Genomic DNA, 22,563 nt, shown 5'->3' on the forward strand with positions numbered 1-22,563 from the left:
CGGCCCGTCGGGGGCGCGGGGGTCAGCCGCGCGGCCCCGGACCGCGCGCGGCGTGGTAGCAGCGCGCGCGGGCCTGCACGAACGCCTCGGCGGCGGCGTCCGCGTCCCCGGGCGACGTGGTGCGGTACGTCCACGGCACGGTGGTGAAGAAGGGGTCGAGCGCCTCGAACACCCGCACCGCGTCGTGGAAGTGGTGCGCGCCCCACAGCGCGTGCGCGAGGTGGTTGAGGTCGAGCAGCGAGGCGGCCTCCGGCTGCGTGTGGTCGAACCAGAGCTGGAGCGCCCGCAGCGCGCCGCGCGTCGCGTCCTCGGCGATCCAGTGCAGGTCGAGCGCGCGCTCGGCACCGCCCTCGCGCCGGTAGCGCTCCACCCGTACGTACAGCGGCAGCACGTGCAGCGGGGACCCGGCGGGCGCCGCCGACGAGGCCCAGTGCACGAAGTTGACCGCCTCGGTGAGCGGCGCGCCCGGCCTGCGGTGGTAGGCGAACTGGAGCATGCGGTGGTACGCCTCGCGGTTGCCCGGGTCGCGCTTGTCGGCCTCGGCGAGGAGCTGCCAGGGGCCGGGGAAGAGCATCGGCTCCGGCGCCGGGGCCCGGTGCTCGTCCCAGCGCTGGCCCTCGTCGAGCTGGGCCAGCGCGATCAGGCAGATCCAGGGGACGGGGTCCTCCGGGGAGGTCTGCGAGGCGATGCGGCAGGCGGTGTTCGCCTCCCGCCACAGGTCGTTGGTGTGCCGGTGGCCCGCGCGGTGGGCGCGCAGGGCCCGCTCCACCGTGACCCGGGTGTGCAGGATCGTCGCGGCCACGCTGCGCGGCTCCTCGGCGAGCCAGGCGCGCACCACGTCGGACCCGGCGACCGCCGCCGCCAGGATCTGCGTGCGCTGCGTCCACAGGCCCCAGTCCGGGGTCTCGGTGAGCAGGTTCCTCGTCGACACCCAGCGGCCTGCCTTGAGGTCCTGGAGCACGGCGCGCAGCGGTGCATCGTGACCGGCCGGGTGATACACCGGGCGGGCTGAGGGCATCGGCATGGGTCCTCTGGGCTCTGACGTGGGAGCGGAACGGGCGGGTGGCGGGGATCGCGGTGCTGTGGCGGGTGCTGTCCTGAGTGGCGCTGTGGTGAGCGGTGGGTCGGGTGGTGCGGGAGGGGCGGAGGGCCGCTGAGTGGCCGGCGCACGACGGCTGACGTGCGTGATGAACTGTTGTACGAGTGCGTGTTGTTGTTTGGCGGTCAGTGTAGAGCGGAGAGTTCCGATTACTGGGTGGTCCCCGGATCTTTCTTGACCAACTTGTGTCAACGCGGCGCGCCGGTGTGACGTTTGCGTTCCGCTTCGGTCAACAGCACATCCGAAAGCGACATTTGGGCGCCGAATCCGACCCCGTCCGTCCCTTGACGGTCGTACGACGCCTGTAGCAGTCTGCCGCAGTGATCACGACGTTCCGCGGGGCCCGCGCGCCACGACGCCGGACAGGGCGCCGATGAGCGGCGGCCCGGTCCTCGCCGTCGACCAGGGCACCTCCGGCACCAAGGCCCTCGTCGTCTGCCCCGAGCGGGGCGTGATCGCCTCCGCCGAAGCCCCCGTACGCCCCCGCCACCTGCCCGGCGGCCTCGTCGAGGTCGCCCCCGGCGAGCTGCTGGCCTCCGTGCTCGACGCGGGGCGCGCCGCGCTGGCCCGGGCGGGCGAGCCGGTCGTCGCCGTGGGCCTGGCCAACCAGGGCGAGACCGTCCTCGCCTGGGACCCCGCCTCCGGCGAGCCGCTCACCGAGGCCCTCGTCTGGCAGGACCGCCGCGCCGAACCGGTCTGCGCCGAACTGGCCGCGCACGCCGAGGAGCTGCGCCACCTCACCGGCCTGCCGCTCGACCCGTACTTCGCCGCGCCCAAGATGACGTGGATACGCCGCCACCTTACCCGGCGCGGCGTCGTCACCACCAGCGACGCCTGGCTCGTGCACCGGCTCACCGGGGCCTTCGTCACCGACGCCGCCACCGCGGGCCGCACCCAGCTCCTCGACCTGGACGCGGTGACCTGGTCCGGGCGCGCCCTGGACCTCTTCGGGCTCGAAGGCGAGGAGCTGCCCCGCGTCGTGGACGCCGCCGGGCAGGTCGGCACCACCCGGGACTTCGGCGGCGAGGTGCCGCTGACCGGCCTCCTCGTCGACCAGCAGGCCGCCCTCCTCGCGCAGGACGTCACCGCGCCCGGCAGCGCCAAGTGCACCTACGGCACCGGCGCCTTCCTCCTCGCCCAGACCGGCGGGCGGCCCCGCCGCGGCGACTCCGGCCTGGTCGCCTGCGTCGCCTGGCGCCTCGCGGGGCGCACCAGCTACTGCCTGGACGGCCAGGTCTACACGGCCGCCTCCGCCGTGCGCTGGCTCACCGACCTCGGGGTGATCGGCGGCGCGCACGACCTCGACCGCGTCGGCTCCGGCGTCCCGGACTCCGGCGGCGTCACCTTCGTGCCCGCCCTGGCCGGGCTCGCCGCCCCCTGGTGGCGCGGCGACCTGCGCGGCTCCCTGACCGGACTCGGCCTGGACACGGGGCCCGGCCACGTCGTCCGCGCGCTGTGCGAGGGCATCGCCGCCCAGGTCGCCGAGCTCGCCGACGCCGCGGCCGCGGACCTGGGCGAACCCCTGCGCGCCCTGCGCGTCGACGGCGGCCTGACCCGCTCGGCCCTGCTCATGCAGGCCCAGGCCGATCTGCTCCAGCGGCCCGTCGAGGTCTCGGCGCTGCCCGACGTGACGGCGCTCGGCGTGGGTGCGGTGGCACGCCTCGGCCTCGACCCGCGCCTCGGCCTCGCCGACGTCGTCCCCGCGTGGGAGCCCGCCGCCGTCTACGAGCCGCGCATCGGCCCCGACGAGGCGGCGACGCGCCGCGCGGCCTTCCGCGCCGAGGTCACCGCCCTGCTGGCCCGGGCCGGGGAGCGGGCGCCGTCCACGTGAGGACGGGACAGTGACAGGGCCCCACCGGCTGGAGGCCGGGGCGGCCACGAGTGCGAGGAGCGCGGACGGGATGGAGCGGCGGCGGCACGGCCGGGTCACGCGGGCCGGGAACCTGCCCGGCGGGGCGTACGACGTCACCGTCGTCGGCGCCGGGGTCGTCGGCGCCGCCGTCGCCCGCGAACTGGCCCGCCACCCCCTGCGGATCGCCGTCGTCGAGGCGTCCGACGACGTGGGGGAAGGCACCTCGAAGGCCAACACGGCCATCCTGCACACCGGGTTCGACGCCGTGCCCGGCTCCCTCGAATCCCGGCTCGTCCGCGACGGGCAGCGGCGCCTCGCCGCGTACGCGGCCGAGGCCGGTATCCCCGTCGAGCCGGTCGGCGCGCTCCTGGTCGCCTGGGACGAGGCACAGCTCGCCGCCCTGCCGGGGCTCGCGGAGAAGGCCGCGCGCAACGGCCACCACGAGGCCCGGCTCCTGGACGCCGCCGCGGTCCGGGCCCGTGAGCCCCACCTCGGCCCGGGCGCCCTCGGCGCGCTCGACGTCCCCGGCGAGAGCGTCATCTGCCCCTGGACGACGCCGCTCGCCTACGCCACGCAGGCCGTGCGCTCCGGCGTCGACCTGCACCTCGCCTGCCGGGTGACCGCGGCCGCCCGGGACGGGGACACCCACGTCCTCACCACCGGCCGGGGCGCCCTGCGCACCCGCTACCTGGTCAACGCGGCGGGCCTGGGCGCCGACACCCTCGACCGCCTGCTCGGCCACGACACCTTCACCGTCACCCCGCGCCGCGGCCAGCTCATCGTCTACGACAAGCTCGCCCGCGACCTCGTACGTCACATCCTGCTGCCCGTGCCCACCGCCCTCGGCAAGGGCGTCCTGGTCGCACCCACCGTCTACGGCAACGTCCTGCTCGGCCCCACCGCCGAGGACCTCGACGACAGACGGGCCACCGGCTCCACCGCCGCCGGGCTCGCCGCGCTGCGCGAACAGGGCGCCCGGATCCTGCCGGACCTCGTCGACGAGGAGGTCACGGCCGTCTACGCGGGGCTGCGGGCCGCGACCGAGCACGACGACTACCAGATCCACGCCCGGCCCGAGCAGCGCTACGTGACCGTCGGCGGCATCCGCTCCACCGGCCTGACGGCGTCCATGGCCATCGCCGCGTACGTCACGGACCTGCTCGCGGAGACCGGACTGCGCCTGGGCGCGCCCCGGGACCTGGCGCCGGTGCGGATGCCGAACCTCGGCGAGGCCTTCCCCCGGCCCTACCAGCGGGCCGAGATGATCGCCGCCGACCCCGCGTACGGCGCCGTCGTCTGCCACTGCGAACGCGTCACGCGCGGCGAGATCCGCGACGCCCTGCGCAGCACCGTCCCACCCGTCTCCGTGGACGGGCTGCGGCGCCGCACGCGCGCCCGCGGCGGCCGGTGCCAGGGCTTCTACTGCGGCGCCGCGGTGCGCGAACTCCTCGAGGGCCGCGACCCGACGAGGCCGGCGCGGGGGGACTCATGAGGAGCGAGCGCGCGGTCGACGTCCTGGTCGTGGGCGCCGGGCCCGCGGGCGTCGCCGCCGCGGCCGCGCTCGCCGCCGCGGGCGCGCCCCGGGTCGAGGTCCTGGAGCGCGAGGCCCGGGCGGGCGGCGTCCCGCGCCACTGCCACCACGGCGGCTTCGGCGACCGGATGGTCGCGGGCGTGGCCCTGCCGGGCACCAGCGGCCCCCGGTACGCGCGGCGGTGCGTCGACGCGGCCCTGCGCGCGGGCGCCACCGTCCGCACCGGCGTCACGGCCACCGGCTGGGCGGGCCCCCTGACGCTCGACACCACCGCGCCCGGCGGCCTGGAGCGCCTCCGCGCCCGCGCCGTCGTCCTCGCCACCGGTGCCCGCGAGCGGCCCCGCGCCGCCCGCCTGGTGCCGGGGAGCAGGCCCGACGGCGTCTACACCACCGGCGAACTCCAGCAGGCGGTGCACCTCTTCGGCCGGCGCGTCGGCACCCGGGCCGTGGTGGTCGGCGCCGAGCCGGTCGCGTACGCGGCCCTGGACACGCTGCGGCGCGCGGGGGTCCACGTCGTCGCCCAGGTGACCGCGTCCGGGCGCCCGGAGGCACCGGCCCGGCGCGCGGCCGTGGCCCGGCTGTGGCACGCGACGCCCCTCCTCACGGACACCGAGGTGGTCGAACTGACCGGCCGGGGCCGCCTCGCGGGTGTGCGCCTGCGCCACCGGGACGGCCGCGGCGGCCACCTCGCCTGCGACACCGTGGTCTTCACCGGGGACTTCGTGCCCGACCACGAACTGGCCCGGCGCGGTGGCGTGCCGCTCGCCCCCGGCACGCGCGCACCCGCCGTCGACGCGGCCTCCCGCACGGCCGTCCGCGGCGTCTTCGCGGTCGGCAACCTGGCGCACGCGGTGGAGCCCGCGGGGGCGGTGGCCGCCGAGGGCCGACGGGCCGCGACGGCGGTCCGGCGTTTCCTGGCGACGGGGGAGTGGCCGGTGCCGCACGCCGCGCGATGACGGGACAGCGAAGGCGCGGCCCGGGGCGGCGCGCTCCCCTCTCCCGCAGGGCGGACGACCCTCCCGCAGGGCGGACGACCGACACCCCCCACGCCCCGGAGTTCGTCCCCTGCGGCCCTGCGATCCCCGCCGCGGGGCGCCGCCCCCCGCGGCGCCCCGCTTCCCCCGGACCCCCGTGCCACGTAGACTCCGGAACCAACCGAAACTAGCACCGCTAATTAACTGCTCCCGTCCACGCAGACCAACCGCTCTCGTCCACGCCCCGGAGTCGCCGTGCGCACCGTCCACTTCGCCGCCGCTCGCCGCACCCCCATCGGAAGGCTGCGCGGCGCGCTGTCCTCCGTCCGGCCGGACGACCTCGCCGCGGCCGTCGTACGCGGCCTGCTCGACGCGGTGCCGCACCTCGACCCGGCCCGGATCGACGACGTCTACTGGGGCGCCGCCAACCAGGCGGGGGAGGACAACCGCAACGTGGCCCGCATGGCCGTGCTCCTCGCGGGCCTGCCGGACTCGGTGCCCGGGGCCACCGTGAACCGGCTCTGCGCCTCGGGTCTTGAGGCCGTCACCACGGCCGCCCGCGCCATCGCCGCGGGCGAGGCCGACGTCGTCGTCGCGGGCGGCTCGGAGTCCATGAGCCGCGCCCCGTTCGTGCTGCCCCGCCCCGACGAGGCGCTGCCGCACCGCATGGAGACCGCCGACACCCGCCTCGGCTGGCGGCTGACCAACCCGCGCATGAAGGACCTGCACGGGCTGCTCTCCATGGGGGAGACCGCGGAGGAGGTGGCCGCCCGCCACGGCGTGGGCCGCGAGCGGCAGGACACCTTCGCCCTGCGCAGCCACCGGCGCGCCGCCGCGGCCCGCAAGGACGGCCACTTCGACGCCGAGCTGCTGCCCGTCACCACCCCGGACGGCACCGTCGTCGACGCCGACGAGTGCGTCCGCGAGGACACCTCGTACGAGAAGCTCAGCTCGCTGCGCCCGGTGTTCCGCGAGGGCGGCACCGTCACCGCGGGCAACGCGTCGCCGATGAACGACGGCGCCGCGGGCCTGCTGCTCGTCAGCGAGGAGGCGCTCGGGGACCTCGGCCTGGAGTCCCTCGGCCGGTACGCGGCCGGGGCCAGCGCGGGCGTCCACCCGGACGTGATGGGCCTCGGCCCCGTGCCCGCCACCCGCAAGGCGCTGGCCCGGCTGGGCTGGTCGGTCGAGGACGTGCAGGAGGCCGAGTTCAACGAGGCCTTCGCGGCGCAGGCCCTCGCCTGCGTGGACGCGCTCGGCATCGACCCCGAGCTGGTCAACCCGGACGGCGGCGCGATCGCCCTGGGCCACCCGCTGGGCTGCTCCGGCGCCCGCATCCTCACCACGCTCCTGCACCGCATGCGCCGCACCGGCGCCACCCGTGGCCTCGCCACCATGTGCGTCGGCGTGGGGCAGGGCAGCGCGCTCCTGGTCGAGCGCGACTGACCCGCCCCCGGGGTCACGCCAGCGTGACGGCCAGGACGAGGGTGACGACGAGGCAGGACAGCCCCACCACCGTCACGCACAGCGGCCGGGCGGAGCGGGGCGGCGCGCAGCAGCCGGTGGCGGGCGGGAGGTAGGGGGAGTCGAGCCAGTACGCCCCGACCAGGCGGGCGTGCACCGGCGGCAGGTCGCCGTCCGGGGGAAGTGTGCCGTCTGTGTCCATGCCCCCCTCAACGCCACGGCCCGCGCCCCGGCCACGGAGCGGTCAACCGGCCCGGCCGAGAGCCACGTATGCGGGCATACTCGCGCGGTGCGGGAGTTTGACCCCGGAAATCGGGGGAAGACGCGCACGCTTCACCGCGCGTCGGCGAGCCCCTGCGCCAGGTCCTCGGCGAGCAGCCGCTTGGCGATGGCGTCGACGGCCGCCCGCAGCCGCGCGTCGTCCCGCACCGCGACACCCTCGGGGGCCCCGTCCTTCTCCAGCTCCTCGGCGAGCCAGCGGGCCCACTCGCCGCCGATCACCGCGGCCTCCCGCTCGCCCGCCGGGGTGTGCTGGAACAGGGTGCCGCTGCGGGTCAGGTAGCCCTCCTCCACCATGCGGTCGAAGACCGGCACCAGGACCTCGGGCGGCACCTGCCGGCGGGCCGCGATGAGGGTGAGGTTGGCGTGGCCGACCAGGCGCGTGAACAGGGCCACCTGCATCACGGCCCAGGCGCCCGCCAGGTCCAGGCGGGTGTCGGAGCGCTGGACGACGGCGCGCGCGGTGCCCGTGCCGCCCTTGTGGCGCAGGATGTTGCCGACGGCCAGCTCCAGGAGCCGGGCGGAGTCGCCCGTCGACGACGGCGAGGCGAACCCCTCCCCCATGTCGGAGGAGCTCATCCGGGCGCTGTCGCGCAGCTCGACCTGCTTGAGGAACAGCGCCACCACGAACCCGAGCAGCGCCACCGGCACCGTCCACAGGAAGACGGTCTGCAACGTGTCCGCGTACGCCTCCACCAGCGGCCGGGCCGCCGCGTCCGGCAGGCCGTGCAGCCCCTCCGGGCTCTGCGCCCCGCGCGCGACCGCGTCCGGCGGCGCGGCGCCGGTGCCGCTCGCCTCCGCCACGCCGGCGCGGAGGTTCGGCGCGAGCGTGTTGGCGTAGATCGTGCCGAAGACGGCGGTGCCGAAGGCGCTGCCGAGCGTACGGAAGAACGTGACGCCGGACGTGGCGGTGCCCAGGTCCGCGTACGCGACGGTGTTCTGCACGGCGATGGTCAGCACCTGCATGCACAGGCCGATGCCGGCGCCGAGCACGAACATGTACAGCGACTCCAGCCAGGCGCCGGTCGCGCTGCCCATCAGCGACATCAGGAAAAGCCCGAGCGCCATCACCAGCGCGCCCACGATCGGGAAGATCCGGTACGTGCCCGTCCTGCTGACCACGTTGCCGCTGAACACGGACGCGAGGAGCAGCCCCGCCACCATCGGCAGCGTCCGCACGCCCGAGATCGTGGCCGAGTCCCCGTCGACGTACTGCAGGTACGTCGGCAGGAACGTCATCGCGCCGAGCATCGCGAAGCCCACGATGAAGCTGAGCACCGAGCAGACCGTGAAGACCGGGTTAGCGAACAGCCGCATCGGCAGCATCGGCTCCGCCGCGCGGGTCTCCACCCGGCAGAACCCCGCGAGCGCGGCGAGGCCGCCCGCGAACAGCCCGATGATCACGCCCGAGCCCCAGGCGTACTCGTTGCCGCCCCAGCTCGTCGCCAGGATCAGCGCGCCGGACCCGGCGGCGACGAGCGCGATGCCCAGGTAGTCGATGACGGGCCGCGCCACCGCCTTCACGGACGGGATGGTGCGGGCGGCCGCCGCGACGACCAGGAACGCGATGGGCACGTTGACGTAGAACGCCCAGCGCCAGCTCAGGTGGTCGGTGAACAGCCCGCCGAGCAGCGGCCCGATGACCGTGGACACGCCGAAGACCGCGCCGATCGCGCCCTGGTACTTGCCGCGCTCGCGCAGCGGGATCACGTCGGCGGTCAGCGCCATCGACGTCACCATCAGGCCGCCCGCGCCGAGGCCCTGCACCGCCCGCCAGGCGATGAGCAGCGGCATGTTCGTCGCAAGGCCGCACAGGAACGAGCCGGTGATGAAGACGACCGCCGACACCTGGAAGACGACCTTGCGCCCGAACAGGTCGCCGAACTTGCCGACGAGCACCGTCGCGATCGTCTCCGCGAGCAGGTACGACGTCACGACCCAGGACATGTGCGCGGCGCCGCCCAGGTCCGACACGATCGTCGGCAGCGCCGTGCCCACGATCGTCTGGTCGAGCGCGGCGAGGAGCACGCCCAGCATGATCGTGACGAAGACGACGTTGCGGCGGCGCCGGTCCGGGACCGGAGGGCCCTGCTCCGGCGCCCGCGCGGCGTCGGCGCTGTCGGTGAGGGTCACACGCACACCCTCACACCGGACCGCGACCGGTGCATGCGGGGCCGTCCGGTCCGGTGACGCGCCTCCGGCCCTCAGCCCCCGGCCGGGCCCTCCGGGCGGGGCCGGGGATCCTGCTCCGCGGTCCGGGAGGCCGTGTCCGAGGGGTGAGGAGCATCCTCGGCGGTCCGGGAGGCCGTGTCCGAGGGGTGAGGAGCATCCTCGGCGGACCGGGGAGCTCCACCCGCGGCGGACCGGGGAGCCTCCTCGGCGGACCGGGGAGCTTCGCCCGCGGCGGACCGGGGAGCCTCCTCCGCGGGCCGGGGAGCTTCGCCCGCGGGCCGGGGAGCCTGTGCCGCGGACCGGGGAGCTTCGCCCGCGGACCGGTGAGCCTGTGCCGCGGCCCGGGGGACCAGCGCCGGTGCCGCCTCGGCCGCACCCGTGACGCCGAGGGGAGCCCCGTCCCCCTCGACCCGCTCGGCCAGGGCCCGCGCCCACCGTGCCAGTTCCGGTACGCCGATCCCGTACGGCCGCTCGCGCCCCGTCTCCCCGGTCCACGCCGAGACGGCACCCGCGCCGCGCAGCAGCAGCCGCGCCCCGCCCTTGGTGTTGCCGCGCGCCGCGTGCGTCAGGCCCACGGCGAGCTGGGCCAGGCCCCGCCACAGGCCCCGTTCCTCCTCGGGCCCGGACTTCCAGGCGTCCTCGAAGACCTCGTGCGCGTGGAAGGGCCGCCCGGCGTCGAGCAGCGCCTGCGCCTCGGCGACCGTCTCCTCCGGGGTGCGGACCACCCCCTCCGGCTGCCGCTCGACGCCGTCGGCCCCGTACGGCAGCGGACGCCCGAGCCCGTCCCGCGGCCGGGCGTTGCGGGCCCTGCCGTCGGCGTCCCGGTCGCGGTCCGCCGCACCCTGTGCACTCGTCATGGCGCGATTGTCCCGCGCGGGCCCCGGGGCGTTCGGGACCACCCCCGCGGGTGGGGTAGAGTTCTACCTGCGTGATCACGCGGGACACACCGCGCGAAACGCACCGGGACGTGGCGCAGCTTGGTAGCGCACTTGACTGGGGGTCAAGGGGTCGCAGGTTCAAATCCTGTCGTCCCGACGGTGCAGTAAAAGGTCAGGGCTCTGTTTCGACAGGGCCCTCGATCATTTTCAGGGCTGTCGCCTCGCAAAGCCCTGGCTTGAAGATCGTGAACCTGTCGCCAGTGTGCTGGAGGGGCTGGAGTCGCACCGCAATGCGGCAGCAGCGCGGGCGGCGCCCGATGCGCTCCAGGACCGGCTGAGCCGCCCTCTCCGAGGGCTCCACGCGGACGGCCCCGCCTGGCGCGCGAACGGTGGCGTCATCAGCGCCTTGTCCTGCGCACGACGGGCGTACCGTGACAGCGTGGCAAACGAAGACCGGGGGAAGGAGACGTGGCCCCTGGAGCCCGACCGGGAGAAATCCGAAACCGGCCCTCGATCATTTCCGGACCGGCCGGAGGCCGGTGTCCCCTTCTCCCCGGGGCGGTGCCGGGGGCTCGGTGAGGGCGGCGGGGTCGATGCCGGGCGGGAGCGGGGGCAGCTTCTCGACGGCTTGCGACAGGGGTTGCCTGCCGCGGTAGTCCGCACTGCTCACAGCACACTGCCGGTTCGACCGCGCGCGAAGGACGTCGGCCACCCTGGTGTCCAGCAGGGCGAGACCTTCCGGCGCGTTGGTGATCGGGATGCCGGCGCACAGGTCGCTGACGGTGGTGTCGACGAGGGCGACCGCGCGGGGCTCGGGCGCCGTGCGAGTCGCTGCCGGGCCGGGTGGCGCGGGACGGGTGGCGGTGACCCCGCGGCGTCCCTCGCCGCGGAAGACGATGAGCTCCGGTCTCGGGAGTTCGAGCTGGGGGAAGCCGGGGCCGGGAGGCTCCGGGTGCAGTCCGAGGAGAGGCCCGTACTCCGCGACGAGCTGGTGGACGGGGTTGTCCGGGTCGTCGGCCGCCGCTTCGAGGCACGCGCTGACGACCTCCCGGGAGGAGGGGACAGGGATCTGACGGGCGCGCACCACCGCCAGGCCGGGCACCCCCCGGTCGAGGGGGGTGGCGTCGGGGACACCGACGCACTCTGCGGTGGACCGGGAGACCAGCATGAGGGGAGGGTTGTCATCCGGTGGGGCGGGGGCGGCTCCCAGGAGGCCGGCGGTGAGGAAGCCGAGGGTGACCAGAACAGCGCGTCTGTGCATGACATCTCCTGAAGTTTAGGTACACATCGGGGTGTTGGTGGCTGTGGCTGTGGCTGTGGTTGTGGCTGCGCAAGCGAGTGGGCTGACGGTGTGTCATATGTTCGTCACCACAGGCGGGTGAGCCGATCGGAGACCGCGCCCGCCGGTAGGCGTCACTTCGCTGCTGGGGGCCGTGAGGTCGTGGAGGACTGCGCAAGGAGTCACCTCCACGACCTCGACGGCCTTCCGGGGACCTGCTCCACCGTGCCGTCTCAATTCAGCGGCACGGTCCAGGTCTCAACCGGCTGCTTGCCCGGGACGAGCGAATTCTCCGCAGCCGCGGACTTCCGGTCCGCACGCAGACCCCGCTTCGACTCGGAGGCAGAAGCGCCGGTGCCGCCGTCCTTCTTGTCGCCGGAGTTTCCGGTGAGGGAGCCGGACTGGCTCTGCTGGTTGTTGTGTTCGCCCTGCTCGCCGTTCAGATTGCCCTGCTGCTGAGCGAGCTTCGGGCAGTTCTGCGAGTTGAACGCCTGGGCGATGAGCCTGCTGGAATTCGCCGTGGAGGGCGTGTGCATGGAGAAGTTCTCCAGCCGCTTTCCCGTGTCCTTGTTCGTCATGTCACCGGTGACGTTCGCCATGGCGAAGGAAGCGCCGAAGTGGAGCGTCCGGCCGGGGCGGACCCGGAATTCCTGGGTGGTGGTCTCGCTCGTGGTGCTGGTCCAGGACTTGGAGAACGTGGCGCGGAACGCGGCGGTGAAGCTGGCGCGCGCTCCGACGAGCACGGAGTCCGTGGCGCCGACGTGCGCGGTGTTCTGCCCGGTGGCGGTGGCGCTGGACTGCGAACTGGCCTTGCTCGTACTGGAGGAGTTGGCCTTGGCGCTGTGCGGCGACCAGGTCTGGTGGGTGCTCTCGGTCGCGTTCTGCTTGGTCGCCGAGCCGGTGACCTGAGCCGTGTCGTCCACGGTGACGGTGGCCGTGTTGTTGATGGTTCCCTCGAACATGGCGCTTCCGGAGATCTCTCCGCCGATGTTGTCGGTGGAGGACGACGTCAGTTCGGCCTCCTTGGTGATGACGATCGTGTCATCGGTGCAGTTCTCGACCACGTTGCCCACCGAGACCAGGGCGGTGTTGTACTCCTTCTTCTCCTTCAGCTCGAAGACGCACGGCGACGGCTTGCCGGCCGCCGGTTCGCACTCTTCGAGCACCTTCCGGTAGTCCTTCAGCTCGCGGTTGCCGTGGTAGGCGCGGGCCTCGGGCAGAGGGGGCAGTTCCACCGAGTCGCTGCTGGCGGAATTGGCGTGGGCCGGCGAGGTCAGCAGGCCCAGGTTCAGGCAGAAGAGCGCGGCGAGGGCGACCCCACGGCGGACGGATCGGGGCGTGGGGGAGTTCAGTTCGGACACAGGGACTCCAAGGTAGTGCGGGGATGGGGAAGTTGGGTCGAACGGGCGGTCGGCGGGAGTGTCCGTCGGCGAGGATGTTCCGTGCCGTCCGCCCATGACCAAGAGCACGCCGAGCACTGCCGGTTGGGCCCGCACGCGAGGGCGGGCGCTGCGCAGTCTCGTAGTGCGTGTGTGCGTGTGTGCGTGTGTGGCTGGGTGGGGCCTGAGGGAACAACCCCCAGGCCCCGTACGTCACTTCAGTGGCAGGTGTCCTCGCAGTCGCCCGGGTTGTCCCAGCGCTGGTCCTCGCGGGTGGGGACCACCGTGTCGGCGTAGGCGCACCGGTCTTCCTCGCGGAGGAAGTACCAATAGGCTTCGTCGTCCTGCACCGGCCTGAAATCCTTCGGGTCGCACGGGTCCACCAGGCCCAACACGCGGTGCTGGGGCGGCTTTTCGGCGTGCGCGGCGGCGACGGCTTCACCGGTGAGGGAAGCCGTGGCGAGCGCCACGGATACGAGTGTGGTCAGCAGAAGGCGCATGTGAAGCGCTCCTTTCGGGAGTTGAGCGAACGCGAACACCAGACGCCGCGTCAGACGGCGTCTGCTGTGCATCCCGCGGATGAGAAGCGGGTGCGCACTGAGCATCACCCCTGTTTCACCGACGCGCCATTCGAGCCTGCCGTACGGGGCAATTGACGCCCCAACAGTCCTCTCGCGGTGCGGTACCGGAGAAGTCGGCGCTAAATGTCCTCAAGGCACGGACGCCTCAACTCCCCACTGTGAAAGGAGACATCATGCGCCTGTCCGTCTTCGCCTTCGTCTTCGGCCTGGCCGTCGGCGTGCCACCGCCCGCACTGGCGGCCGCGGCGGAAGGGGAAGTGAAGCCCGCCTGCGCCTCTCACAAGGCGCAATGGACACTCAAGAAGGGAGAGTTCGTTCAGTCGCCGAGCAAGAAGGTGACGCTCACCATGGGATCCATGGGTGATCTCGTACTCAAGGGTCCCGACGGCAAAGAGCTGTGGACCACCTTCGGAAAAGGTGACACCACGACCGATCACGCCGTGCTCGAAACGAACGGCGAGATGACGGTCCGGGTGATCGGCAAGAACAACACCCCGGAGACGGTCTGGACTTCCGGGTCCGGCAGCGACCTCTACAAAGAGGCGGCACTTGAGATCTGCGACGACGCCTCCCTGCGCATCGTCAGTGGTCCCAACCTGCTGTGGGGTATTTCGCCGGCCACCTGAGCGGCCTCGGTCAGCGGGTACGGGAGGCCTGCCAGGAGCCATGCCGACCGGCCCCCGTACCCCCTGCCGCATTCCCCTACCGCCGTACGCGTACTCGCCTACGGCCAGTTGCCCAGAAACCACATCCCAGCACCACATCCCAGAACCAAAGGAGAAAACGTGGACAGCCGCAGAATCGTCGCAATCTTCGTTCCCTTCATGCTGACGGCCGGGATGCTCGGCGCCTCAGCGGTTGCCGCCGCGAAGCCGGAGGCGTCGAACGGCGCTTCCCCCGGCATGGCGGTGGCGAAGGCGGACCCCTCGGCCTCGTACTCCCTCGCCCCCTCGCCGGTACAGGCTTCGGCGGCGCCGGTGACGGATCCGTCGGTGAGCCATCCTCCCGTGACGCAGGAGAACCCGTGCTCCGGCAAGGCTCAGTCCCCGGCCTGTGAGAGGAAGAACGGCGTGGACGAACGCCTCAAGGCGTGCCCGCCCGCCGCGACCGCCCCGGCGTCACCGCAATCCGGGGCCAGTCCGGCAGCCAGCCCCTCCGGAGAGCCCTCACCCTCCGGCTCGCCCGCCTCCCCCGGGGCCGCGGGCGACCCGCACATCTCGCCGTGCATGGACAAGGTGATGGGGCTTCAGGACGCCCACACGCACCAGCAGTCCTACCAGGACGCCCTGCAGTCGAAGGTCACGGGCTTCCAGGAGAACCAGAAGCAGCGGGACACCTCGTTCGCCGACGCGCTGTCGGGTCTCTGCTCCATCCCGATGTCGATCGCGGCGACCGTACCGCCGGACGTCACACGGTTCGATCCGAAGGGCAGCTTCTGCTGACCGCGGTGCGCGGCCCGGAACGGCGCGACACCCCACAGGTGTCGCGAAGCACTCAACGATGGAAGTGGGTCAAGTGAGACAGAAGACAAGCCTGAGGGCTCTCGTAGCGGTAGGCACCATGGTGACCTGCCTCTCGGCAGGGACGGTCCCCGTGGGGGCGGCCCCGACGCCGCCGCAGCTGGAAGCGAAGGAAGTGGACGTACCGGTCGTCAACGGTTCCTTCGACCAGCCGCGTATCGCGCCCGACCCCAAGAAGCAGGACTGGGAGCAGGAACACTACGGCAAGGGCGAACTGAAGCCCTGGTACTGGGGCCGAACCGAGCCGAACTCAGCGGCCGGCGTGGTCGTCGCGGCGGGAACGCATCGAGCGGGCCGCGCGGACGGCAAGCAGGCGGTGCGCGTCGACGCCCTGCTCGACGCGGACGGCAATCTCGCGCAGGAACAGCTCAAGACGCGGCTGTGGGACGTCCGCAAGGGCTCCCGGGTGACCGTGTCCTTCGACTACTCGCCGACGACCGACGCCAAGAAGTGCACGTCGACCGGCGCGGAGGAGCAGCGCAAGGAACTCGGGCTCCAGATGCGCGTCGACGGCAAAGCGGCCTGGCAGGAGACGGTCGCCGCACCGACGTTCGGCAAGATCACCAACGCCGAGAAGAAGGAGGTGGAGGTCGGCAAGCCCAACTGGAAGAGGGCCACGTACGAGTTCACCGCCGAGGCCGACCACCCCGAGGTGGCCTTCGCCCTGCCCGACGTGAAGTACGGCAAGGACAAGGGGAAGACGGTCGCGAAGGAGTGCCACCCCATGATCGCCGCTGTGGCGGCACGGCAGCGGCCCATCGAGGTCGACAAGAGCCACCGCAAGCACACCCTCCCCCCGGCTCAGGCCTTCAAGGGCAACGACCGCTCGGACGTCGGCACGGTGCTGGGGGCATGCGGGAACAGTAGTAACGCCTGCACGTTCACCCTCAACCAGCGGTACTCGTACGGCTACTACGACCGGCCGCGGCCGGTGGGCGAGGTCTACGAGAACTGCACCTTCGGCGAGGACGGCACGGCGGCGGCCCTGCGGGACAAGAGGAAGGTCGTCTACCGCGAGAGGTCCTTCGACAGCGGGACACAAGCGGGGAACACCCAGTTCCTCGACTCCAGCTCGCACGACGGGCTGACCGAGCAGGACCTGAGCCATGACGTCTCGCACGCCGCGCCGTCGCAGGGTCCCACCAAGGTCCCGGCGGACCCTTCCCAGGCGACGGCCGGCAAGGCGGCGGTGCACTTCGCGGCGGCGTACGAGGCAGTGCGCGACCAGCCGTGGCAGTGGTCGCGGACGGTCACACGCGACATCGACGTCATCACGCCGAAGAACCACGCGAGCTGGGTGGAGGTGTCCGCCGCCCGTGAGCGGGCCGACGGCCACTACACTGTCACGAGCACGGACGCGGGGGAGAAGACCGTCCACCGGCTGTTCATCACCTACGACGGCCCTTCCCGCATCACCTCCGACCGCGTCTTCCAGCGGCACGGCACCCTTTCGCCCACGGAGATCGAGCGGTGCAAGACCCACCGGCCGCTTCCCTACACCCCGGAGAAGGATCCGGTGGTGCCCTACGACCCCAAGGACGGAGACGTGACCGACGAGTCCCTCACTCCGGGAACGGCTGTCGGCGTACGACCCGGGCCGTCGCCGTCGCCGTCGGCGTCGGCCAAGTGACACCGGCTCCTGGAACGGCGTAAGGCCATACCGGTGGGGCGGGGCGCGGTGGAGACACCCGCCCCGTCCCACCCCGGCCGAGCGGGACGGTGCCGACGCGGCGCCGGAGCCGGTGGCGGTCCTACTCGGGGCGCACCTCGTCGGTCTGCGAAGCGCTCGGCGACGGTGGGCCCCCCGGGCGCGCAGCGGCCGAGTGCACCGGGTCAGCGTGGTCGAGGACCATCTCCGGCGGCTGCCGGCGGAACATCCCGGTGAGCCAGGCGAGGTAGACCAGGCCGCAGGTCAGCCAGACGCTGCCGATGAGGAGCGCGTGCTCGTCGAGCCGGCTCAGCAGCCAGGCGCAGACGGCGGCTCCGACGGCCGGGATGACCAGATAGCCGAGAGCCGGCCGCCGCCGGCCGCTGCGGAAGTACAGCACGATGGGGCAGAGGTTCACGGCCGTGAAGGCGGTGAAGGCCCCGAAGTTGATGAAGGAGGTGGACGTCTCCACGTCCAGCGCGATGGCGACCAGGCCGATCGCGCCGGCGAGCAGGATGTTGAGGACGGGGGTGAGGAACCGGCTGCTGACGCGGGCGAAGACCCGGGCGGGCAGCACGCCGTCCCGGCCCATGGCGTACAACAGCCGGGAGACGCTGGCCTGCGCGGCGATACCGGACGCGAACTGGGTGACGACGAGTCCGGCGAGGAAGACGGAGGAGAAGAGCCGCCCGCCGATCAGCCGGGCCAGGTCCAGGGCGGCCGAGTCCACGTGCCGGAAAACCCCTCCGGGGTGCGCGAGTTGCGTGGCGTAGGCGACGAGGAGGTAGATCCCTCCACCGATGAGAACGGTCAGCATGATGGCGCGTGGCACGTTCCGGACCGGGTCGACGGCCTCTTCGGTCAGTGTCGTGACGGCGTCGAAACCGAGGAAGGAGTAGGCGGCGATGGCCGCTCCCGTGGTGATGCCCGCGAAGGTGCTCTCCTCGCCGAAGAAGGGCGTGGTGCTGATCAGCGAACCGCCCTGGTCGGCCGTCCGGCTGAAGGACAGGCCGACGAAGCAGGCGAGGACCAGGAGTTGGAAGCCGACCAGGATCAGATTGGCGCGGGCGGCGACCTTGATGCCCAGAATGTTCAGGGCCGAGGTGGCGGAGATGAACGCCACGATCCATATCCATTCCGGTACGCCGGGGAACTGGGCGGAGAGAAAGGAAGCGCCGATCAGCCATATGACCATCGGCAGGAAGAAATAGTCGAGAAGGGCCGTCCAGCCCACGAGGAAACCGAAGCGGCCGTCGACGGCCTTGCGTACGTAGGTGTAGGCCGAGCCGGACACCGGATATTCCTGGGCCATCCTGCTGTAGCTGCGGGCGGTGAACAGCATGGCGGCGAACGCCAACAGATAAGCGGTGGGAACGGCACCCCCCGTCGTCTCGGCCAGCACGCCGAACGTGCCCAATATGATCATGGGGGCGAGATAGGCGAGACCGAAGAACGTCAGTGACCTGGTGTGCAGTGTGCGGGAAAGGCGCCGCGGGGGGTTGGGCATGGTCTTTGCCTCTCTGGCGTGTCCGGGTGAGAAAACACGATGTCGAAGCTCATTGCCCTGGTGTTGCTTTCCTTCGGCGCCATGCTCCTCGGGCCCGATCGCCCCGGGCTTCTGTGCTACCGGCAGGGTGCGGTCAACGTTAGTCGGTCACCTGATGCACGGCGTGGCCGGTTGCGCTGTTCGGGTGACGCCTACGAGATGGTGGGGATGACGGCTCGTAAGAATCCCTTGATGAGCTGGAAGCCGTTGGCCACCTCGGGGTGCCACTGCACGCCGAGCACCCAACCGGCGTCGGCGGGCAGCTCGATCGCCTCGACGACGCCGTCGGCGGCGTACGCCGAGGGCAGCAGACGACGGCCGAGGCGGTCCACGGCCTGGTGGTGGTACGTCGGGACGTCGGTGGGGGCGGGCATGAGTTCCGCGCACCGGGTGCCCGGTACCGGAGTGACCCGATGGCAGCCGAACACGCCGGGAGCCGAGCCGTGGCCCTCCACGTGCTGGAGGAGGGTGCCACCGAGGGCGACGTTGATCAGTTGCATGCCGCGGCAGATGCCCAGCAGCGGGACCCGTAGGGCCAGTGCCACGTGGATGAGGGCCAGTTCCCACGCGTCACGGTGCGTCGCGGGCGGGCCCGTGCGCGGATCGGGGACGGCGCCGTACCTGGCCGGCTCCACGTCGGGCCCGCCGGACAGGATGAGCCCGTCGAGCCGTGCCAGAGCGGACGGCGCGTGGCACGGTCCGTCCGGTGGCAGTATCACCGCGACGCCGCCCGCGGCTTGGACCAGTTCCGGGTAGCCGGCGGGCAGCAGGGCGGCCCGCCGCCCGCGCCACGCGCCCCAGCGCGCATCCGCCTCCCAGTAGGTGCTGATGCCGATCAGCGGCCTCAGCGCCATCGTCCGTCTCTCCTGTCGTGTGGCGCACCGGCGCCGCCGCGCCTGTCGCGGAGACCGGACGCGGGCGGTTCGGCGGCCACGGACCCGGGTGGAGGACCGGTGCTCACCCCCGCGGGCCGCTGGCGGGCCGCGCCGGAGGCGAGGAGGCCGTCGACGTCCGGCACCCCCCAGTCCGCCAGGACGGTGCTGGTGTGTTCGCCCGGCAGCGGGGGTGGCCGGCGCACCGTGCCGGGCGTGCGGCTGAACCGGGGCACGGGGGCGGGCTGCCGGACGCCGTCGACGTCGATGAACACGCCACGGGCCCGCAGATGAGGATCGGACGCGGCTTCCAGCGGGGTCAGCACGGGGGTGACGCACGCGTCGGTGTGCTCGAAGACCTCGGTCCACTCCGCGCGGGTACGGGTACGGAACACAGCGGCGAAGCGCGCCCGCAACGCCGACCAGCCCGCGGGGTCGGCGCGGTCGGTCTCCCCGGTGCTCAGCCCGAGGCCGGCGACGAGTGCGGCGTAGAACGGGTCCTCCAGCGCGCCGACCGCCATGAAGCCGCCGTCCCGGGTCTCGTACACCTCGTACCAGGGCACTCCGGGGTCGAGCAGATCGGTGCCGCGCCCCCCGTTCCACACGTCGTCCGCGGTGAAGCCGTAGGTCATCGAGGTCAGCAGGGTCGCGCCGTCCATGATGGCCGCGTCGACCACCTGCCCGCGCCCCGAGCGGAGCGCCTCGCAGAGGGCCGCGAGCACCCCGGTGACCAGGAGCATCCCGCCGCCGCCGAAGTCGCCGACGGAGTTGAGCTGCACCGTGGGCCGGGCGTTGCGGCGGCCGAGCGCGTGCAGGGCGCCGCACCGCGCCAGGTAGTCGATGTCGTGTCCGGCCCGGCCGGCGAGCGGGCCGTCGCGTCCCCAGCCGCTCACCCTTCCGTAGACGAGTGCCGGGTTGCGTGCCGTGCATGGGCCGGGTCCGATGCCCAGGCGCTCGGCGACCCCGGGGCGGTACCCCTCGAGCAGGACGTCGGCCTTCTCCACCAGCGCGAGCACGACGTCGGCGGCGTCCGGATGGCGCAGGTCGATGACCGCCGACCGCCGGTTGCGCTTGAGCAGGTCGGTCCGGGGGTCGACGTCCGGGACGGGGGCAGCGGGTACCGGCCGGTCGATGCGCAGTACCTCCGCACCCAGGTCGGCGAGGACCAGGGCGGCAAACGGTCCGGGCCCGATAGCGGCCAGTTCGATGACGCGCAGGCCGGCCAGGGGACCGGGAGAAGGGCGGCCGTGGCCGTCGGCGGACGGCGCGGGGCCGGGCCGGCCAGCCCGGCGGGAGGGGGGTGGCTGCGGGAGCCGGGTCACCGCAGAACTCCCGACGCGCGCAGGTCGGTGATGCGGCGCTCGTCGTACCCGGCCTCCCGCAGGACCGCGTCGCTGTGCTCGCCGAGCCGCGGCGGCACGTGCCTGATCCGGGCCGGTGTCTCGGACAGGTGGACGGGGGCGCCGAGGACCTGGACGGTCCCGGCGGTCGGGTGCGTGAGTTCGAGCAGCATCCCGTTGAGCACGGTCTGCGGGTCCCTCAGCGCCTCGGCCAGGTCGCGCACCGGCGCACAGAGCACGTTCGCGGCTTCGAGCCGCCGCAACCAGTGGGCGGTGGTGCCGGTACGGAGCCGTTCCGCGAAGATCCGTCCCAGCTCGGGGCGGTGGGCGAACTGGGACTCCCAGGTCGCGAACTCCGGGCGCCCGGTCAGGGCCTCGCCCAGCTCCAGGGCGTCGGCCAGGGCGGGGATCGGGTCGGGGTGGAACCCCCCGACGAAGCACAACGCCCCGTCCTGTGTTTCGAACACCCCGGTCAACGGCATGGTGCCCCAGTTGACTTCGTACCCCCGGTTGAGCCGGACGGCCGCCTCCTGCATCTGCATGGCCAGCATGGAGTCGTACAGCGAGACGTCGACGCGCTGGCCCCTGCCGGTCCGCGCGCGGGCCAGCAAGGCCAGCAGGATGCCCTGGACCAGGTGCATCCCGGCCGAGAAGTCGCACAGCGCCGTGGGATAGACGGACAGCGGCAGCTCCGGGGAGGACCGGCGGTGCATCACGCCGGTGAACGCCTGCGTGACGGCGTCCTGGCTGCCCTTGTGCCGGTACGGGCCCCGCGGGCCGAATCCGGACCCGGCGGCCCAGATGAGCCGGGGGTTCAGCTCCCGCAGCGCCTCCCAGCCGAAGCCGAGGCGTTCCATCACACCGGGCCGGAAGTTGCTGACCACGACGTCCGCGGTGCGTGCCAGCCCGAGGACCGCGTCACGCCCGGCGTCGGCGCGGACGTCCACGGCGACGCTGCGCTTGTTCCGGTTGAGGCTGAGGAAGATGGGATTGTCGAAACCGGCGGGGTCGGGGATGGTGGTGCGCGTCATGTCACCCTTGTCCGGCTTCTCGATCTTGAGCACGTCGGCGCCGAAGTCCCCCAGGAGCTGGGTGCAGCACGGACCCATGACGATGTGGGTGAAGTCGAGCACGGTGACACCGTGCAGGGGTGACTGGTTCTCCTTCAATGAACGCCTCCATGGTCGTTGCGCGGTGGTGGCGGGACACACCACGGGCGAGTGCCGGTCGGGGCACGTGGTCAGTGCGGCGGGGGGCGGTGCGAAGCGCACAGGGACTCGAAGGCCGCGAGGATCCTGGCCGTCGCGTCGTCGACGTCCCCGTCGGCCGGGTGCGCGCCGACGGTGAGGTGGGTCGCCCCGGCCCTCCGCCAGGCGTCAGCCGCCTGCGGGTGCCGGCCGCGCGGAGGCAGCCGGGCCTCGATGCCGAAGGCCGAGCGGTCCCGGCCGGCCTCTTCCACCAGGTCCAGGAGGGTGGCGACCAAAGCGGCCCCGCGGCCCGGCCGCAGCCCCAGCAGGGCCGACATCGTGAACCCGTCCGCGAGTGCCGCGATGCGGCGCATCGCCCGGGGCGGTGGACAGCCCCGGGACCGGAGGGTGCCGCCCCCCATCCACACGGGGATGGACCGGCCCGGACGCCGGTCCAGCGCGGCGTGCGGGATCCGTACGTGCCTGCCCTGGTACCGCACCGTCGGCTGCGTCCACAGCAGCCGCATCACCGCCACCTGCTCCTCGATCAGTTCGCCGCGGTCACCGGGCACCACGCCGTGGGCGGCGGCCTCGCCGCCGCTGCGCCCGAGCGCGACGCCCAGGCGCAGTCGCTGCCCGCTGAGCAGGTCGATCTCGGCGGCCTGCTTCGCGGCCAGCGCCGCAGGCCGCAGCGGCAGCAGCAGCATCGACGTCGACAGGCCGATGCGCGAGGTCACCGCGCTGAGGAAAGCCAGCATGGTGGAGCACTCGTACGAAGGACCGGGCGGAGCGGGGGACAACGGCGCCGGCGGGGCGGAGCGCATCGAGAGCACGTGCTCGTGGACGGCCAGGTAGGAGTAGCCGATGTCTTCCGCCGCTTGCGCGAAGGCGCGGACGGCTCCCGGGTCGGAGTAGTACGGCAGGTCGCAGCCGATCAGCATCGCGGGGCACCTCCTTCTTCCGGG

18 protein-coding genes, 1 tRNA gene and 2 pseudogenes are annotated in these 22,563 nt (G+C 73.0%); 8 read left to right on the plus strand and 13 right to left on the minus strand.

All coding sequences use genetic code 11. The features are described 5' to 3' along the window. Nucleotides 1–22 precede the first annotated feature (22 nt). A complete protein-coding gene (locus IE330_RS08525; protein ID WP_190135269.1) occupies nt 23–1,024 on the minus strand; it encodes a hypothetical protein in 1,002 nt (333 codons plus the stop codon). A gap of 448 nt (nt 1,025–1,472) precedes the next feature. Between IE330_RS08525 and IE330_RS08530 the strand changes: the two genes are divergently transcribed. The 4 genes and pseudogenes from IE330_RS08530 (at nt 1,473) to IE330_RS08545 (ending at nt 6,899) form a co-directional block, all read left to right on the plus strand. Further along, on the plus strand, nt 1,473–2,930 hold the full coding sequence (locus IE330_RS08530) for an FGGY family carbohydrate kinase (protein WP_190135270.1): 1,458 nt from the start codon (nt 1,473–1,475) through the stop codon (nt 2,928–2,930). Between the two features lie 70 nt (nt 2,931–3,000). Next, nucleotides 3,001–4,443 (plus strand): FAD-dependent oxidoreductase, encoded by a 1,443-nt coding sequence (locus IE330_RS08535; RefSeq protein WP_190135325.1) that lies wholly within the window; start codon nt 3,001–3,003, stop codon nt 4,441–4,443. Next, a pseudogene (locus tag IE330_RS08540) lies at nt 4,440–5,417 on the plus strand (FAD-dependent oxidoreductase); the annotation flags it as partial. The gene IE330_RS08535 and the pseudogene IE330_RS08540, both read left to right, overlap by 4 nt. Before the next feature lie 294 nt (nt 5,418–5,711). Continuing rightward, nucleotides 5,712–6,899, plus strand: coding sequence for a thiolase family protein (locus IE330_RS08545; protein WP_190135272.1), 1,188 nt, complete (start codon nt 5,712–5,714; stop codon nt 6,897–6,899). 13 nt (nt 6,900–6,912) lie between these two features. On the opposite strand, the gene IE330_RS08550 is transcribed toward IE330_RS08545, so the two are convergent. From IE330_RS08550 to IE330_RS08560, 3 genes and pseudogenes are all read right to left on the minus strand, one after another. Then, nucleotides 6,913–7,119 (minus strand): hypothetical protein, encoded by a 207-nt coding sequence (locus tag IE330_RS08550; RefSeq protein ID WP_190135273.1) that lies wholly within the window; start codon nt 7,117–7,119, stop codon nt 6,913–6,915. A gap of 131 nt (nt 7,120–7,250) precedes the next feature. After that, a complete protein-coding gene (locus tag IE330_RS08555; RefSeq protein ID WP_190135274.1) occupies nt 7,251–9,329 on the minus strand; it encodes an MDR family MFS transporter in 2,079 nt (692 codons plus the stop codon). 389 nt (nt 9,330–9,718) lie between these two features. Beyond that, a pseudogene (locus IE330_RS08560) lies at nt 9,719–10,225 on the minus strand (DUF309 domain-containing protein); the annotation flags it as partial. Nucleotides 10,226–10,329: 104 nt separating this feature from the next. Between IE330_RS08560 and IE330_RS08565 the strand changes: the two are divergent. Then, nucleotides 10,330–10,403 (plus strand) — tRNA-Pro (locus IE330_RS08565). A 357-nt stretch (nt 10,404–10,760) separates the two neighbouring features. On the opposite strand, the gene IE330_RS08570 is transcribed toward IE330_RS08565, so the two are convergent. The 3 genes from IE330_RS08570 to IE330_RS08580 form a co-directional block, all read right to left on the minus strand. Next, nucleotides 10,761–11,507 carry a hypothetical protein gene (locus IE330_RS08570; protein ID WP_190135275.1) on the minus strand — a complete coding sequence of 249 codons (747 nt, stop codon included), beginning with the start codon at nt 11,505–11,507 and terminating at the stop codon, nt 10,761–10,763. 251 nt (nt 11,508–11,758) lie between these two features. Next, complete coding sequence (locus IE330_RS08575; protein ID WP_190135276.1) at nt 11,759–12,886, minus strand: hypothetical protein; 1,128 nt, start codon at nt 12,884–12,886, stop codon at nt 11,759–11,761. A gap of 236 nt (nt 12,887–13,122) precedes the next feature. Further along, a complete protein-coding gene (locus IE330_RS08580) occupies nt 13,123–13,404 on the minus strand; it encodes a hypothetical protein (protein WP_190135277.1) in 282 nt (93 codons plus the stop codon). 254 nt (nt 13,405–13,658) lie between these two features. On the opposite strand from IE330_RS08580, the gene IE330_RS08585 reads away from it, so the two are divergent. Continuing rightward, nucleotides 13,659–14,111: a hypothetical protein gene (locus IE330_RS08585; RefSeq protein WP_190135278.1), complete on the plus strand. Its 453-nt coding sequence runs from the start codon at nt 13,659–13,661 to the stop codon at nt 14,109–14,111. 98 nt (nt 14,112–14,209) lie between these two features. On the opposite strand, the gene IE330_RS08590 is transcribed toward IE330_RS08585, so the two are convergent. Next, nucleotides 14,210–14,521 (minus strand): hypothetical protein, encoded by a 312-nt coding sequence (locus IE330_RS08590; protein ID WP_190135279.1) that lies wholly within the window; start codon nt 14,519–14,521, stop codon nt 14,210–14,212. Between the two features lie 190 nt (nt 14,522–14,711). Between IE330_RS08590 and IE330_RS08595 the strand changes: the two genes are divergently transcribed. Both IE330_RS08595 and IE330_RS08600 read left to right on the plus strand, forming a co-directional pair. After that, nucleotides 14,712–14,927 carry a hypothetical protein gene (locus IE330_RS08595; protein ID WP_190135280.1) on the plus strand — a complete coding sequence of 72 codons (216 nt, stop codon included), beginning with the start codon at nt 14,712–14,714 and terminating at the stop codon, nt 14,925–14,927. 193 nt (nt 14,928–15,120) lie between these two features. Then, nucleotides 15,121–16,635 carry a hypothetical protein gene (locus tag IE330_RS08600; protein WP_190135281.1) on the plus strand — a complete coding sequence of 505 codons (1,515 nt, stop codon included), beginning with the start codon at nt 15,121–15,123 and terminating at the stop codon, nt 16,633–16,635. 121 nt (nt 16,636–16,756) lie between these two features. On the opposite strand, the gene IE330_RS08605 is transcribed toward IE330_RS08600, so the two are convergent. The 5 genes from IE330_RS08605 to IE330_RS08625 all read right to left on the minus strand — a co-directional run bounded on the left by IE330_RS08605 (nt 16,757) and on the right by IE330_RS08625 (nt 22,539). Further along, the gene (locus IE330_RS08605) at nt 16,757–18,160 is read right to left on the minus strand and encodes an APC family permease (protein ID WP_190135282.1); all 1,404 of its coding nucleotides are present in this window, start codon (nt 18,158–18,160) and stop codon (nt 16,757–16,759) included. A 191-nt stretch (nt 18,161–18,351) separates the two neighbouring features. Next, nucleotides 18,352–19,053: a gamma-glutamyl-gamma-aminobutyrate hydrolase family protein gene (locus IE330_RS08610; RefSeq protein WP_190135283.1), complete on the minus strand. Its 702-nt coding sequence runs from the start codon at nt 19,051–19,053 to the stop codon at nt 18,352–18,354. Further along, nucleotides 19,044–20,288: a CaiB/BaiF CoA transferase family protein gene (locus IE330_RS08615; RefSeq protein ID WP_373314598.1), complete on the minus strand. Its 1,245-nt coding sequence runs from the start codon at nt 20,286–20,288 to the stop codon at nt 19,044–19,046. The genes IE330_RS08610 and IE330_RS08615 overlap by 10 nt, the downstream gene beginning before the upstream one ends. A 101-nt stretch (nt 20,289–20,389) precedes the next feature. Next, on the minus strand, nt 20,390–21,580 hold the full coding sequence (locus IE330_RS08620) for a CaiB/BaiF CoA transferase family protein (protein WP_229925488.1): 1,191 nt from the start codon (nt 21,578–21,580) through the stop codon (nt 20,390–20,392). 71 nt (nt 21,581–21,651) lie between these two features. Beyond that, complete coding sequence (locus IE330_RS08625) at nt 21,652–22,539, minus strand: TIGR03619 family F420-dependent LLM class oxidoreductase (RefSeq protein WP_190135284.1); 888 nt, start codon at nt 22,537–22,539, stop codon at nt 21,652–21,654. Nucleotides 22,540–22,563: the final 24 nt, after the last annotated feature.

It is taken from the genome of Streptomyces longispororuber, assembly GCF_014656095.1.
Lineage (GTDB): Bacteria > Actinomycetota > Actinomycetes > Streptomycetales > Streptomycetaceae > Streptomyces > Streptomyces longispororuber.

Bases quoted from the DNA above. Each gene is read 5' to 3' on its own strand.
- IE330_RS08525 (WP_190135269.1), bottom strand. From the start codon at position 1,024: ATGCCGATGCCCTCAGCCCGCCCGGTGTATCACCCGGCCGGTCACGAT.
- IE330_RS08530 (WP_190135270.1), top strand. From the start codon at position 1,473: ATGAGCGGCGGCCCGGTCCTCGCCGTCGACCAGGGCACCTCCGGCACC.
- IE330_RS08535 (WP_190135325.1), top strand. From the start codon at position 3,001: ATGGAGCGGCGGCGGCACGGCCGGGTCACGCGGGCCGGGAACCTGCCC.
- IE330_RS08550 (WP_190135273.1), bottom strand. From the start codon at position 7,119: ATGGACACAGACGGCACACTTCCCCCGGACGGCGACCTGCCGCCGGTG.
- IE330_RS08570 (WP_190135275.1), bottom strand. From the start codon at position 11,507: ATGCACAGACGCGCTGTTCTGGTCACCCTCGGCTTCCTCACCGCCGGC.
- IE330_RS08580 (WP_190135277.1), bottom strand. From the start codon at position 13,404: ATGCGCCTTCTGCTGACCACACTCGTATCCGTGGCGCTCGCCACGGCT.
- IE330_RS08585 (WP_190135278.1), top strand. From the start codon at position 13,659: ATGCGCCTGTCCGTCTTCGCCTTCGTCTTCGGCCTGGCCGTCGGCGTG.
- IE330_RS08595 (WP_190135280.1), top strand. From the start codon at position 14,712: ATGGACAAGGTGATGGGGCTTCAGGACGCCCACACGCACCAGCAGTCC.
- IE330_RS08605 (WP_190135282.1), bottom strand. From the start codon at position 18,160: ATGCCCAACCCCCCGCGGCGCCTTTCCCGCACACTGCACACCAGGTCA.
- IE330_RS08610 (WP_190135283.1), bottom strand. From the start codon at position 19,053: ATGGCGCTGAGGCCGCTGATCGGCATCAGCACCTACTGGGAGGCGGAT.
- IE330_RS08625 (WP_190135284.1), bottom strand. From the start codon at position 22,539: ATGCTGATCGGCTGCGACCTGCCGTACTACTCCGACCCGGGAGCCGTC.